Genomic DNA, 14,735 nt, shown 5'->3' on the forward strand with positions numbered 1-14,735 from the left:
AATGATGTGACGTTCTGTTAGCTGCATTCTCAACCTCCTGACCACATAATACCATGCTTGATTACTTATGCTTACAAACTGAATGAAGTTTTACAATACTCGGCACATTCCCTCATCTAGTAGGTTGGAGAGGGGGAGAGGGGGAGAGGGGGAGAGATGGGTGCTAACTTAGATTGTCACATCCTTAGCGGGCGATCGATGTTTGCGGGTAGGGAAACGGCAGGGTGCGGTGTCCTCCCTCCATCTACCGCCCCTGCACGGCTGGATGTACGATTGTCACATCCTTGGCCGGTTTAGAGGGCAATTTCATCATCCCATCCGGTGGATTTTACCCGTTTCCCACAGTCAGGAGACGGTAGTACCCATTGGTATCAACTTAAGCCGTTAGCCCGCCAGATTCCTGCCGCCCACCCGCCAGCCCGCCAGGGACTCAAGTCCCTGGCTAATAGAAGACAGTCCTCTCAAAAAGGACTAATGAGTTCTTGAGTCCTCTTTGAGAGGACTTTCGCTTTGATGCAGGGGTTTCAGCCCCTGCCGGACTATCGGACTGCGGGTTTGACGTTAAGTTGACACTCCTTGGGTAGTGCCGTGTCCCTACCACGATCGCGCGCCAGACCAAGATTGTGTATATTACAGCACGATTTGACCGCAACACTTAAAATAGTCTGGATTTAGCGATCGACTGCGCCCTTTCCCCATCAATATTTCTCCTTCGCTGGCGGCGCCTGTCAGCCGGAGTCGCGAGGTTCCGCTTCCAAAATGCTGATAATGGTGCACAATTTCAAATTAACAACAAAACTTGCACTGTTTTGAGTAAGCTTTTGGTGGAACAGCTCAGAGAGCCTGTTTCTCAGAATGATGCAAAATATCAAATTTATCATCAATCCTGTCCAATTACCAATTACGAACCTATGCCCCGCCGCCAAGACTTAAAAAAGATTCTCCTGATTGGTTCCGGCCCAATTGTTATCGGCCAAGCGTGCGAGTTCGACTATTCGGGGACACAAGCTTGCAAAGCTTTGCGAGAAGAAGGTTACGAAGTAGTGCTGGTGAATTCCAACCCTGCAACGATTATGACCGATCCGGAAACTGCCGATCGCATTTACATCGAACCCCTAACGCCGGCCATCCTCGAACAAATCATCGCTAAAGAAAGACCTCAAGCAATTTTACCGACTATGGGCGGTCAAACAGCACTAAATTTAGCCGTTGCCGTTGCTAAAAATGGTGTTCTGGAAAAGTACAATGTAGAGTTAATTGGCGCTAAATTACCAGCAATTGAAATGGCCGAAGATCGGCTGTTATTTAAGGAAGCGATGGCACGAATTGGTGTGGCAGTTTGCCCTTCGGGAATTGCTAACAATCTCGACGAGGCCAAAGCAATCGGCCACCAAATCGGTACTTATCCGTTAATTATCCGTCCGGCTTTTACAATGGGCGGCACGGGAGGCGGGATTTCTTACAATCAAGAAGAGTTTGAAGAAATGGCCCAAGGTGGCGTTGATGCTAGTCCGGTATCGCAAATTTTGATCGAACAATCTTTGATCGGTTGGAAAGAGTACGAACTGGAAGTGATGCGGGATTTGGCAGATAATGTAGTGATTATTTGTTCGATCGAGAATCTTGACCCGATGGGCGTGCACACGGGCGATTCGATTACCGTCGCACCAGCCCAAACTCTGACAGACAAAGAATATCAGCGCCTGCGCGATGCTTCGGTGAAAATTATCCGCGAAATTGGAGTAGAAACAGGTGGTTCTAACATTCAATTTGCAGTGAATCCAGTCAACGGCGATTTTATTGTAATTGAAATGAATCCCCGGGTTTCTCGTTCCTCCGCCTTGGCCTCGAAAGCAACAGGTTTCCCGATCGCCAAAATGGCGGCAAAATTAGCAGTAGGTTACACCCTAGACGAAATTTCCAACGATATTACCAAGAAAACTCCCGCGTCTTTTGAACCGACAATTGACTACGTGGTGACGAAGATTCCCCGATTTGCCTTTGAAAAGTTCCCCGGTTCGGAACCGACTCTGACAACGCAAATGAAGTCAGTAGGCGAGGTAATGGCGATCGGGCGCAGCTTCAACGAATCTTTCCAAAAAGCACTGCGGGGATTGGAAACTGGCCGCGCAGGTTTCGGGTGCGACAAACCGGAAAAGTTGCCGAGTTTGGAACAAATTCGCGCCGGATTGCGAACGCCAAATCCCGATCGCATTTTTACAGTCCGCCACGCGATGATGATGGGAATGTCCGTGGAAGACATCTTTGAACTCACAGCAATTGACCCCTGGTTTTTGGATAAAATGCAGGAATTGCTGGAAGCCGAGAAGTTTTTGAAACGAACTGCACTCAAACAGTTGACAAAAGACACAATGTTTGAAATAAAGCAGTTGGGATTTAGCGATCGCCAAATTGCTTACGCTACAAAAACATCGGAAGATGAAGTCCGCGCCTACCGCAAACAGTTAGGCGTCATCCCGATTTACAAAACAGTCGATACCTGCGCGGCCGAGTTTGAAGCCTTTACACCATATTACTATTCCACCTACGAAGCTGGAGCAGCAATTTGGGAATTGGGCGATGAAGAAAAGAAGATTTCGCCTGTCGGCCACAGTCTGGCGCCGGAGTCGGAAGTTTTGCCTTCTACTAAGCGCAAAGTCATGATTTTAGGTGGCGGCCCAAACCGGATCGGACAGGGGATTGAGTTTGATTACTGTTGCTGTCACGCTTCCTATTCCCTCGGGGAAGATGGGTTTGAGACAATTATGGTCAACTCGAACCCGGAGACGGTTTCGACAGACTACGATACGAGCGATCGCCTGTATTTTGAACCGCTAACCAAAGAAGATGTTCTCAACATCATCGAGGCGGAAAATCCGGAGGGAGTAATCATTCAATTTGGCGGACAAACGCCGCTGAAATTGGCGATTCCTTTGCAAAAAGCTCTCGAAAATCACCCCGACGTACAAACAAAAATCTGGGGAACTTCCCCGGATTCTATTGATGCGGCAGAAGACAGGGAAAGATTTGAAAAGATTCTGCGGGAATTGGATATTCAGCAAGCTGCTAACGGTTTGGCCCGTAGTTTTCAGGATTCCTTAATAGTAGCTCAACGGATCGGTTATCCAGTAGTTGTGCGGCCGAGTTACGTGTTGGGCGGGCGAGGGATGGAAATTGTTTATTCCGATGCGGAATTGGAACGCTACATGACTTATGCAGTACACGTAGAACCAGATCATCCGATTTTAATTGACAAGTTCTTGGAAAATGCGATCGAGGTTGATGTAGATGCGATCGCCGATGCGACTGGCAATGTCACCATCGGTGGTATTATGGAGCACATCGAAGAAGCGGGCATCCACTCCGGTGACTCGGCTTGTTCCATCCCTTACCAAACGCTTTCTGACGCAGCTTTAGCAACAATCCGCCGCCAGACTATAGAACTAGCAAAAGCCTTGAAAGTCATCGGGTTGATGAACATTCAATTTGCGGTACAAGGCGAACAAGTTTTCATTTTGGAAGCTAACCCGCGCGCTTCTCGTACAGTACCTTTCGTATCCAAAGCAATTGGAGTTCCCCTAGCCAAAATGGCATCGCGAGTCATGTCTGGCCAAACTCTGGAAGCTTTAGGTTTTACTAAAGAGATTATACCAATTCACGTTTCCGTGAAAGAAGCCGTGCTACCGTTTGCTAAATTCCCAGGAACTGATACATTGTTAGGGCCGGAAATGCGATCGACTGGCGAAGTCATGGGAATTGACACAGATTTCGGCAAAGCCTTCGCCAAAGCTCAACTCGGTGCTGGCCAAGTGATGCCGCAGTCTGGAACTGTGTTGGTTTCGATGCGCGATCGCGATAAACTAGCAGTAGTACCAGTAATCAAGGAATTCTTGGAATTGGGTTTCAAAATAGTCGCAACCCACGGTACGCGCAAAGTTTTGCGAGAGCAAGGTTTAGACGTAGATTTGGAATTGAAGCTGCACGAAGGGCGGCCAAATTTGTTAGATTCGATCAAGAATGAGAAAATCCAACTAATTATTACCACACCTTCCGGCGAAGAATCCCGCGCTGACGGCATCTTTATCCGCCGCACAGCTTTGACTTACAAAATCCCGATTATTACCACCATAGCCGGTGCCAAGGCAACAGCATCGGGAATTCGATCGCTCAAATCGCATCCGATGGAAGTGAAAGCAATTCAAGACTATTACCCGCAAGTGTAGAGTTATAGCGGTTCTCAGAAAGATTCGCGGACGTTGTTGGGCTTCAGCCCTCATGGTTTCAGTGGTTATATAACCTGTCAGTCATACCTCACCTTTTTGAGAAAGGCTATATTGTAGGGTGAGAAACACGGTTCGATCCTTAGACCACAGATCCCCCCTAGCCCCCCTTCTTAAGGGGGGGACAAGAAATGCTCAAAGTCTCTCTTCTTAAAGGGTAGATAGGAAATGCTCAAAGTCCCCCTTTTTAAGGGGGATTTAGGGGGATCTAGACTCGGCTATAAACCTACGATACTTATGGCACACCATACAAACTGCGTACCGCCCAAAACCTAATCTGAATGAGAATCCAAAGCACCGCTAGACAGCATCAACCTCGGCCAAACCAACAAGAAAAATCCCATCCAAGCCAATAAAGGAATCGCGACTAAAACAGTTATCCAAACAGTTTTTAACAAAAACCAACTCCCAGAAATCAAACTTGTCCCTGTCAAAAGAATCGACCAAGGCTGACACCACCAAGGTTTGTAATCCCAAGCACTAATAGCTTTTTTCTCAGAACCAGTTTTCATATTTGCAGTAATTTTGTATAGATTGACAATCGGGCTATCTAGAGCAAACCAATTTAAACATTCATCACCTGTTCGGCTGTCAGCGTTAATTCTGGAAAAGTCCGAGACACAATTCGATCGCTGCCCTTAAACGTAGTTGTTTGATAATTACCGTCTGCATCCAAAAGGTGGACAAATACAGTCGCAACTTTCGGCTTTCCGATGAATTTTGAGCTAGCAATTCCCAAATAATCCACAACCCAATATTCTGAAATTCCGAGACGCTGATACTCATCAAATTTGTGAATATAATCGACATTCCAATTCATTGATGTTACCTCCACCGCCAACTGAATTGGTTCGCGCAAGGCAGCATAAGCCGAGCGGTCATATCGCCACAAATCGCGATCGATTACACTGACATCGGGTCTCCGCCCTTGTTCTACTCCAGCTTTATTTACAGTTCTGATAGCTGTTTGGCTTGTCACTACATAATTTAAGCTCAGATTTTTGATTTGAGCGTAAAAAGAGTCACGGATGTAGCCGGCAACATCAATATGATTTCGGGTTGAAATTATTTCGACAATTTCTCCATTTACCAGTTCATAGAGTCCATCTTCGGGACATTCTACAAGAAATTGGTCAAAGGTCAACTTTTCTGTGACTGTTGCAATCATAAGATATCCTTATTTTGCAGGAATACTATTAGTCTATACTAGCACAGACAAGAATGAATTTGTTTTTTTGACCGCAGATGAAGGCGGATGAGCGGGGACGAACAAAAGATCGTGAAGCGAAGCTATCGGGAGCGTGAATCACCCTTCTGATATTTGACACTAAATATTTGACGCTGATATTTCACGAAAATGGTAAAATGCGATCGCCCTAGCAAGTTGCATTTAAATATGTTACTGACTTGATACAGTAAAGTGACAATGCTAAAAACCGAGCCACTCCAAGGTCAATCCTGAACCATGAGACTAGACGAAGCCGTAGAATTTGCCGAAAACCCAGAGCCACGGTGTCCCTGCGTCCTCCTGCTGGACACCTCCGGCTCCATGCAAGGCGCACCCATAGACGCTTTGAATGAGGGGCTGGAAGTTTTTAGGAATGACTTAATTAAAGATGAACTAGCTAAAAAGCGAGTCGAAGTCGCAATTATTTCCTTTGACAATAATATCAAAGTCGTGCAAGACTTCGTGACCGCCGATCAGTTCGAGACACCGCTGCTGACAGCCCAAGGACAAACCCACATGGGCGCCGGCATTCAGCTAGCACTAGACACCATTGCAGCCCGCAAATCCGAATACCGCAACAACGGCATTACCTATTACCGCCCGTGGGTATTTATGATTACCGACGGCGAACCTCAAGGCGAATCGGACGATGTTGTGGAAATCGCAGCACAGCGGATCAAAGAGGAAGAAACTAACAAGCGCGTGGCTTTTTTTGCAGTCGGTGTGGAAGGTGCGAATATCTCCCGTCTCGCGGAAATTGTCGATCGCACTCCTGTAAAATTGAAAGGATTAGACTTTCGAGAGATGTTCATTTGGCTGTCGGCTAGTATGCAGAGAGTTTCTCACTCAAAAATTGACGAACAAGTCGCACTTCCACCGCCCGGATGGGGAACTGTTTAGTCAGTTGGCAGTTTGCAGTTTGCAGTTGGCAGTTTGCATCAGTCATTGGTAAGGTGCGAAGTGCTTACAATGAATTGGGAGAATCTCAATTTTGCTTTAAAAGTGCGAGCGTCCCCGCTCGCTTGGTTATAGAAGCGAGCGTCCCCGCTCGCTTGGTTATAGAAGCGAGCGGGGACGCTCGCACTACTACATAAAAATGCTTTTTACAACAATGAGATGCTCCCAATAAATTTCCATAGTTTTGAATTTACGAAGTTTTGAATACAAGAGTTATTAATGGATAATTCATTATTTAATTGGCAAGTTGTAGCCGCATCGGTGACTGGTACGAGCCACGAAAAACGATCGCAACCCTGTCAAGATGCCCACTGTTGGCGCGTCTTGTCTAACGGTGTTTTGGTAGCAGCGGTAGCTGACGGCGCGGGTTCGGCTGCACTGGCAGAAGTGGGGGCAAAAATTGCTGTGGAAGCGGTTGTGGAAACGATTTGTCAACAGGATTTGCAGCCTGAAAGTGACGAGGAATGGCAGGTATTTTTCACAGCATCCCTGCAAGTTGCGCGGGCGGCTGTGGAAGCGGAAGCTGCAACCCGGGAAGTGGCGGCGAGGGATTTAGCTTGCACTTTAATTGCGGTTGTGGCTACGCCGGAATTGATCGCGGTTGCTCAAATTGGCGATGGTGCGGCGGTGGCGGGCGATAGTGCGGGAAATGCGATCGCCCTTACGATACCTCCCTGCGGTGAATATATCAATGAAACCATATTTTTGATTTCGCCAAATGCGATCGAAACAGCGCAATTTCAGGTAATGCGGGAACCCCTGCGGCACTTGGCTGTGTTTTCCGACGGCTTGCAAATGCTCGCTCTCAAAATCCCCGAAGGTACGCCGCACGGGCCGTTTTTTGCACCTTTGTTTCGGTTTTCGGGCACAGCCAAGGAAGATGCGGATGCAAAAGAGCAGTTAGAGTCGTTTTTGCGATCGCCCCGCGTGTGCGATCGCACCGATGATGACTTAACATTATTATTGGCAACTTTTGCGAGTTCGGAGGCACAGGAAACTCAAAAATAAACACATTGAAAAAGCAAACATCCATCTGCGTCAATCGGCATTTATCTGCGGTTAAAAATTCCCGATTCTGAATTTGGCAACAAGTCTAATCCCTTCAACTAAATGAGTGGCGAAAATTTGGTGCAGTTCTATAATAAAATCGAGGTGTCAACAATTCTGGTTTAGTCTGTACAGTAGGTCGTCACTTGCAAGCACAAGAGATTAAGGATAAGCTCAACTCCCTAATTAGCGAAGCAGATCTCATAGATCCGAGTTTGGCGAGAAGATTGGATGAAATCAATCGCTGGGTGAAAGATGTCAAACCCGGTTCGCTAACTGCTAAGAAATTTGTGCTGGCTTTTTTGCTACAGCTTATGCGAGATTCTCAGGTTTGGCTGGCGCTTCAATCCCTATCTTCGGAAAGAGATCGAGAAACGGCGTTTGAGTCAATGACTCCGGGCGAAAGGTATTGGTACGGCTATCTATTTCCTAAATGGCTGAGTGAAAACGATCGCAAATTTTACATCTGGAAACAAAAACTCAAGGCGGGTAAATTCGATCCGGCTGACGATCGCGTCATTCGTGCGATCGCCGCCCGGATAGTCGAACGCCAAGGCAGTGTTTTGTATCGCTATGTAGCAGATCTTTCTATGGCTACCGATTCGATCGTCAGCAACCGCCAACAGCAGCCCCTGTGCATTCAAGTCACTACTCTTTCTGATGAATTTTCTCAACAAAAATATGAAAATTGGCAACAAACTCTTCGAGGTTGGGGGATTGACAGAGGACTATTTTTAAGTTATGATACAAAAGATGCAAATTTCCTGAACCAGTTAGTTAACATTGCATTATATAATAGTGATAATTTGCCCGCAGGTCGCTACCTCAAATTCCCATAAATTCACCCGATCTGCTGCTGAGAATAGTTCGACTGCTCAAAATTCGGTGAACAAGAAATTTTGAATAACTCGCATATTGCAGAATTTTAGACAATGCCACCAACTTAATCATCAGCCCGCTTCCATTGGGCCCGAAGGCTACGCCAAGATTTTTCCTCCCATTCTCTGTTTCCCGGGGGGATATGGCAAAGTGCGGAAACAGGTAATTGATACGAATGCTAAACAACGAGAAGATTTACGGCAGCAATCAATAGCGGTAAGGTGTGTAATTCGCACCCTACAAAAGATAGAGGTTCTGCGTAATTCCTGGCCCAGCAACGGGAAGATTTACCGCAGCAATCAATAGCCGTAAGGTGCACGGCCCGATGGCTGCCTGTGAAAGATAGAGGTTCTCCGGAATTCTTGGCTGAGAAATGGGAAAATTTACCGAAACAATCAATCTATTCATTCAGTTGACAATTGACAGTTGACCGCTTGAGGGCATTTGACAATCATAAGGAAGAGGATTGGAGTAATGAATAGTCTTCTCTTAATTCCTCCCGATCGGGCTTGGGGCTTTAAACCAATTCTTTCAGGTAAAATAACTAGCAACTGGGTATAAATTGAATTGAGATTAGATTGAAGTGCGCTGAAATTGTTGGAATAAAATCAAATTACATCAAAATCAATACTATGACAGTAAAAGGTACAAGCACCGTTGAAAGCAATTTACAAAAAGTCTTTGAAGAACTAGAATCTGCCCGAAAAATGCAGGATGATTGGATGCACCACGGGGTGGATTTTGTTGATTTGTATGTGGAAAATGCTGGCGGTGATTGGTTGGAAAAGTGGGCAAAATGTGAAGAAGAATTAGAGCAGATAAAATTTAAACAGGTAGATATTGAAGCAGTCAAAGTAGCGATCGGCATTTCGGACTTTGGGCAAACCGAACTGCTGGAAACGGCCTTGAGCAGCCGCTGCGATCGCCCGGAGGAGTCTCCGGCTGGGGAAGATGTGAAGCAAAAACGGCTTTCACTCTTAGGCGGAGCGATTTTCGGTGCTGTTGTTACCGATTACCTGTACCGCGAATATCCCGAACTCGACTGCGATGCGATTTCAACCTTAAAAGCTCGTTTAGCAGACAGTCAAAAACTCTCGGAATTTGCCGAAAATCTGAAATTGAACGAACTCTGTCGGGGAGCCGCCAGCGGGAAAGCAACAGAACAAAGCGAGTACAATAAATTTTTAGCCCAGATTTTTGAGGCTTTGTCGGGGGCGATTTACTTGGAATTCGATCGCGATTTTTTGCGTGCGGGTAACTGGCTGATCCAGCAGTCGATCGAAGGAACGATGGGCGAACACTTAGATCTAACTCAGCAGTCGAAAAGTACGCTCTTAAACGAGCTAAAACGGCGGGAAATCTTGGGTGCGGACATTCTAGAGGCGATCGCGATCGACTATTTGTACAACCGCTTTCCCGAATGCAACAGCAGCCAGTTAACCCGCTGGAAAAATCTGTTAGCCGCCAAAGAGATTTTTCCCAAAGACTTTAAGGCAAAATTAGGCAGTCATTACCTGGAATTGGAGAGCAATTTCTCGCGCACCCGCGACTGGTTGGTGGATAACTTCATCAAAACCGCAGTTGACGAACTGGAAGACGAAACAGGCGATCGGTTCATCAGTTGACAGTTGACAGTTGACAGTTGACAGCTACCTCTTGTGTGGATAGAAGAGGATTGGAGCAATGAATCATTTTCTTTGATTTCCCCCTAAACGGGGAGGCTTCAGACCCAATTTTATCGGTTAAACTAAAATCAACTCATTAAAAAGAATGGGAAAACAGCAATGGTTACACAACTGCAATCTCCCGAAAAATCAAATGTCATCTACCCAGACGATAACGGCGAACCGATGTCAAACAATACAGATCAGTTTCGATTAATTGTTTGGATTAAAGAAAACTTAGAATTGCTGTTTGCAAATGACCAGAATGTTTTTGTAGCGGGTGACTTGCTGTGGTATCCGGTGGAAGGAAATAATAAACTATGCCAAGCGCCAGATGTGATGGCAGTTTTTGGCATCCCCAAAGGATATCGAGGTTCTTACCAACAGTGGAACGAAGGTAATATTGCACCGCAAGTCGCCTTTGAAATTTGGTCGCCGGGAAATCGTCTGACTCCGATGATTCAAAAATTTCAATTTTACGAACGCTACGGTGTGGAAGAATACTATTTGTACAACCCGCAAACTTTAGAACTGACAGGATGGTTGCAGGTTGAGTCACAATTTGAAGCGATCGAACAAATGGACGGCTGGATCAGTCCGAGACTGGGAGTGCGGTTTCAATTATCTCAAACAGGACTCGAAATGTTCGGGGCTAACCAAGAACCGTTTATGAATTTTGTGGAACTCGATCGACTGCGACAGCAAGCCGAGGCGCGGGCCGAACAGGCAGAAATGCTGCTGGAACAAGAACGATCGCGATCGCAAGCCTTAGAATTAAGACTCCGAGACATGGGAATAGAGCCCGATCGACTGTAACCACAATTGCAAAATTGAACTATGGTGGAACAGGCATCTTGCCTGTTGCTGAGTTTTTCAGGACGGGCATGATGCCCATCCCACAATAAAATAGAATTATCGGTTTATCAGTGGGGTCGCTTTCTTCAATCTAAAATCTCAGATCTAAAATTCACGCATGAAAATTGGGGCTGAAGCCTTCCCGTTTAGGGGGAAATCAAATCCTCTTCTATCGACGGCTATGGGTAGCTGTCAACTGTCAACACTCCAATCCTCTTCTATCGACGGAAAAGATAGCTGTTAACTGTCAACTGTCAACTGTCAACTGTCAACTGATGACTAATCCTCTATCCCCTAACGGAATTCTATGCAGTTGCAACGCCAATTTAGCGGACAACTGATTGCGATCGACACCAACAGCGCGATCGCCAGTGGCGGTCAAGGTCGCATCTACCCGATCGCCAAAGACTCGTCCCTGGTAGCAAAAATCTACCACAAACCGACAGACGAAGACGGCGACAAACTCACAGTCATGTTCAGTATGCCACCGGATGCGCCGATCGCGGAACCGGGACACGCCTCAATTGCTTGGCCTCTCGATTTGCTGCATACTGTCGGCGGGCGCGAAAAAATCGTCGGTTTTGTGATGCCGCGCGTCAAGAAAGTGCTGCCGGTACACACTTTCTACACTCCGAAAACCAGGCGCGAACAAAAACCCCTATTTAATTATCTTTACCTCCACCGCACCGCCAGAAACCTCGCTTCGGCTGTAAATGCCCTCCACGTCAGGGGTTACGTCATCGGCGATGTCAACGAGTCAAATATTCTTGTCACGGATACGGCTTTAGTAACGCTGGTAGACACCGATTCGTTTCAAGTGCGCGATCCTTATACAGGTTACGTTTATCGGTGTCCCGTGGGGAAACCCGAGTTTACTCCGCCGGAATTGCAGGGCCAGACTTTCCGCGATATCGATCGAGCTCCCGAGCACGATTTGTTCGGTTTGGGGGTATTAATTTTTCAATTGTTAATGGAAGGTACGCACCCGTTTTCGGGAGTGTATCTCGGTAGCGACGAACCGCCGTCTTTAGAAGCGAGAATTCGATCGGGCCATTTCCCCAGCGGTACCAAGCGGATACCCTACCGCCCGATGCCCGCAGCGCCATCTTTCGAGATGCTGCATCCCCGGCTGCGACAGATGTTTATCCGCTGTTTTGAGGAAGGGCACGGGAATCCGTCGGCGCGCCCGGATGCGAAAACTTGGGTGAATGCGATTCGGGAAGCGGAAGATTCTCTACTTACTTGCAGCAAAAACACTCAGCACAAATACGGAAATCATCTGAGTCGGTGCCCTTGGTGCGATCGGGCAAAACTCCTCAAAGGTCGCGATCCGTTTCCTTCGCGGCAGGCAGTCAGCAACGGATTGCACTTGCAGCCCGCCAAAACCAAGCGTAAAAAGCCCCAACCACCACCCGTCGTGAGGGAGACCGCAGTGCGCCGACAACAGCCCTCGACGGGGCTGCCGCGCCAACTGGGCAACTATCAAATGCCGATGCTACCGATTCCTTCTCGGAGTCGGACTCCGGCGCCTCAGATTCCCCCTAGCAAGTTTGAGCGGATTGTTCAGGATGCTGCTTGGGGCGGTGTTTGGGGTACTTTGTGTTTGGCGGCGGTGGCGGGGATTTTTTCGGCGATCGCGGAGGGCGGCGGCGCGATTTTGGGGGCAATTTTTGTCGGTTCGATTTGGGGCAGTTTTTTTGGGATGATGTGGGGCATTTTTACTTTGTCGCCGAACCAGATTTGGCGGAAGTGGGGGGGAGTTTTGCTGGGGACTCTCTGGGGGGCTTTCTTTTTGGCTGCGATCAGCGGTGTGGTGTTTGGGGCGATTAGTGATAATCGGGCGATCGGGCAAGGGATTTTGTCGGGCGCGGGGATTGGTACTGTCTGGGGCTGTATTTGGGCGGCTTTTTCGCCTCCTCTGGCACTGCCGGTGGGGAGGGTGTGGGGCCGGCGGGGAGCATTCTTGGGGGCGGTTTGGGGAGCGTTTTTGGGGACTTTGGCTGGTGTTTTGCTAGGGGCTGGGTTAGTGGTTTGGCAGCAATATAACGGGCAGATGCGCCCGACGATCGAGTTTGGGGGTTTGTTGCTGGGTGTGGCAATTGTGGCGGCGGGTGTGGGTGCGATTGGAGGTTTAGTTTCTGGGAGTTTGTTGGGTGTTTGCGGGTTTGCGCCGAAGCTGCCGGTGTCGTTTCAGCCTTCGGGAATTCGGGGTGCGGCTTTGGGTGCGATTTGGGGGAGTTTTTTGGCGACTTTTGCAGGTGCGGTGTTGGGGGCGGGGGTTTGTGCGATATTTCCGACTCTGGGCGGTGGGGTGTCGGTGCAGTTGGCCCCTGTCGTAGGTGCGATCGTCGGGGCTGGTTTGGGGGCGATTTGGGGGGTAATTTCGGGTGCTGTTTGGGGCGCGTTGGGCAAGTGGTGATTTGATTTATAGCTTCAATTTGTTTTTTTGCACTCTTAGTTGCGATCGCGATCGAAGGTAATGTATTGAATAACGGACTGACAGAAAGCTACGGTGTGTGCTTAAGGTATGTTGTTGCGCTTGGGCGCTCTTTCAATATATAAGTAAGAGCGCCCAAGCGCAACTACGTACCTAATAATTCATTTTTATCTTGCGCCAGGTGAGTCCAGGAAAGTTTCAGATAATTGCATCTTTTCACTTAAGATGACAGTGACAATTCGGCTTTTCAATCAAAGACTCAACCAAAGCATTCAAAGCAACCGCCGCCAACAACCCGCCGCCAAAAGTTCCCACCGTCGTAATATAAGGAATTCCCGATCGCACTAAGCGACGTTTCGCCACCGGAGAATGACTGAAGCCGATCGGCATTCCAATCACCAAAGCCGGTTGCAGTTGCCCATTGGCGATCGCCTCACAAACCGCCATCAGCACAGACGGCGCATATCCTACTACTAATATACATCCTTTTTCCAACTTCAACAACTTTTCAAGCCACGCGCGCTCGTGCCAGAATTCCTGTTCCGCTTCCGCCACAGCATTGATGTGCGGATCGTCAATTAAAGTTGTAATACTTGTTCCCAAATGCGCCAATCTTGTGTTATCCAAAGCGGCAAAAACAGGCGGCACGTCAGCCACAATTTGACACCGATTTTTCAAAGCTTCCCGCGCCGATTTAATCGCCGTTTCGCTTAACTTCACAAACGGCAGCAGCGAACAATCACCCGATGCTAACACCAGTTTTGACAGCAAGTCTACCTCAATTTCCGAGCGATCGCTCAAATCCGGCAACAAATGCTGCAACGACTCCCCAAACGCCTCCGGGTGAGTGTGGGCCCCCGCATCCCAAGCATCCCAAAGTTGTTCCAAATGTCCCAACCCGCCCTCAGTTTCCGCCTCCAACAGCCTCAATTGAGCCAGTGCGCCCGCTTGCACCGCTTGACACGAAAGATCCCGCCCCAGCAATCCTTCGAGGGCTGAAGCCGTTTCTCGCAGGCGCACAATCTGCTGAATTACAGACAGATATTGCCGTTGAAGAGTCGCCATCACCGCGTCTGGGGAAGCCTCCGCGTCTGTTTCTAAGAGTTTGCGGATGTGAGACAGTTGAAAGCCTTGCTGCTTGAGTGCGACGATTCTTTGGAGTCTTTGCACGTCGCTGCGGGTGTACAGTCTGTAGTTAGAAGTCGATCGCACGGCCGGAGATAGCAGCCCCAAAGCGTGATAGTGCCGCACCATCCGAGGCGTAATTGTGCCTTTTACTGCGTCTGTAAGTTGTTTGATTGTTAGATATTGTTGCTGCATATTGTTGTACGGGATTTTATGATTTTTTAACCGCAGATAGGGGCGGATGTACGGGGATGTACGCGGAT

At 48.0% G+C, this 14,735-nt stretch carries 14 protein-coding genes; 10 read left to right on the forward strand and 4 right to left on the reverse strand.

The window, feature by feature from the left end:
* The first annotated feature begins 156 nt into the window (after positions 1 to 156).
* A complete protein-coding gene (locus JGK14_RS19690) occupies positions 157 to 297 on the forward strand; it encodes a hypothetical protein (protein ID WP_293186273.1) in 141 nt (46 codons plus the stop codon).
* Positions 298 to 630: 333 nt separating this feature from the next.
* On the opposite strand, the gene JGK14_RS19695 is transcribed toward JGK14_RS19690, so the two are convergent.
* Positions 631 to 777: a hypothetical protein gene (locus tag JGK14_RS19695; RefSeq protein ID WP_293193436.1), complete on the reverse strand. Its 147-nt coding sequence runs from the start codon at positions 775 to 777 to the stop codon at positions 631 to 633.
* A gap of 134 nt (positions 778 to 911) precedes the next feature.
* Between JGK14_RS19695 and carB the strand changes: the two genes are divergently transcribed.
* Entirely contained in the window at positions 912 to 4,223 is a 3,312-nt protein-coding gene (gene carB / locus JGK14_RS19700; protein WP_293219687.1) for a carbamoyl-phosphate synthase large subunit, read from the forward strand.
* A 329-nt stretch (positions 4,224 to 4,552) separates the two neighbouring features.
* On the opposite strand, the gene JGK14_RS19705 is transcribed toward carB, so the two are convergent.
* Positions 4,553 to 4,792 carry a DUF6737 family protein gene (locus tag JGK14_RS19705; protein WP_293219685.1) on the reverse strand — a complete coding sequence of 80 codons (240 nt, stop codon included), beginning with the start codon at positions 4,790 to 4,792 and terminating at the stop codon, positions 4,553 to 4,555.
* Positions 4,793 to 4,845: 53 nt separating this feature from the next.
* A complete protein-coding gene (locus tag JGK14_RS19710) occupies positions 4,846 to 5,448 on the reverse strand; it encodes a Uma2 family endonuclease (protein WP_293207923.1) in 603 nt (200 codons plus the stop codon).
* A gap of 297 nt (positions 5,449 to 5,745) precedes the next feature.
* Between JGK14_RS19710 and JGK14_RS19715 the strand changes: the two genes are divergently transcribed.
* The 8 genes from JGK14_RS19715 to JGK14_RS19750 all read left to right on the forward strand — a co-directional run bounded on the left by JGK14_RS19715 (position 5,746) and on the right by JGK14_RS19750 (position 13,329).
* A complete protein-coding gene (locus JGK14_RS19715) occupies positions 5,746 to 6,408 on the forward strand; it encodes a vWA domain-containing protein (RefSeq protein ID WP_293186269.1) in 663 nt (220 codons plus the stop codon).
* Positions 6,393 to 6,602, forward strand: a complete 210-nt coding sequence (locus JGK14_RS19720; protein WP_325315404.1) for a hypothetical protein — start codon at positions 6,393 to 6,395, stop codon at positions 6,600 to 6,602. The genes JGK14_RS19715 and JGK14_RS19720 overlap by 16 nt, the downstream gene beginning before the upstream one ends.
* An 82-nt stretch (positions 6,603 to 6,684) precedes the next feature.
* On the forward strand, positions 6,685 to 7,473 hold the full coding sequence (locus JGK14_RS19725; protein ID WP_293197798.1) for a PP2C family serine/threonine-protein phosphatase: 789 nt from the start codon (positions 6,685 to 6,687) through the stop codon (positions 7,471 to 7,473).
* A gap of 185 nt (positions 7,474 to 7,658) precedes the next feature.
* Positions 7,659 to 8,351 (forward strand): hypothetical protein, encoded by a 693-nt coding sequence (locus JGK14_RS19730; protein ID WP_293186266.1) that lies wholly within the window; start codon positions 7,659 to 7,661, stop codon positions 8,349 to 8,351.
* A gap of 76 nt (positions 8,352 to 8,427) precedes the next feature.
* Entirely contained in the window at positions 8,428 to 8,697 is a 270-nt protein-coding gene (locus JGK14_RS19735; RefSeq protein WP_293239792.1) for a hypothetical protein, read from the forward strand.
* Between the two features lie 326 nt (positions 8,698 to 9,023).
* A complete protein-coding gene (locus JGK14_RS19740) occupies positions 9,024 to 10,016 on the forward strand; it encodes a ribonuclease III domain-containing protein (RefSeq protein ID WP_293186264.1) in 993 nt (330 codons plus the stop codon).
* A 159-nt stretch (positions 10,017 to 10,175) separates the two neighbouring features.
* Positions 10,176 to 10,871: a Uma2 family endonuclease gene (locus tag JGK14_RS19745; RefSeq protein WP_293186262.1), complete on the forward strand. Its 696-nt coding sequence runs from the start codon at positions 10,176 to 10,178 to the stop codon at positions 10,869 to 10,871.
* Positions 10,872 to 11,217: 346 nt separating this feature from the next.
* The gene (locus JGK14_RS19750; RefSeq protein ID WP_293186261.1) at positions 11,218 to 13,329 is read left to right on the forward strand and encodes a DNA-binding protein; all 2,112 of its coding nucleotides are present in this window, start codon (positions 11,218 to 11,220) and stop codon (positions 13,327 to 13,329) included.
* 234 nt (positions 13,330 to 13,563) lie between these two features.
* On the opposite strand, the gene JGK14_RS19755 is transcribed toward JGK14_RS19750, so the two are convergent.
* Positions 13,564 to 14,667, reverse strand: a complete 1,104-nt coding sequence (locus tag JGK14_RS19755; protein WP_325315405.1) for a precorrin-8X methylmutase — start codon at positions 14,665 to 14,667, stop codon at positions 13,564 to 13,566.
* Positions 14,668 to 14,735 lie beyond the last annotated feature (68 nt).

This window comes from Microcoleus sp. PH2017_28_MFU_U_A, from assembly GCF_020738035.1.
Classification (GTDB): domain Bacteria; phylum Cyanobacteriota; class Cyanobacteriia; order Cyanobacteriales; family Microcoleaceae; genus Microcoleus.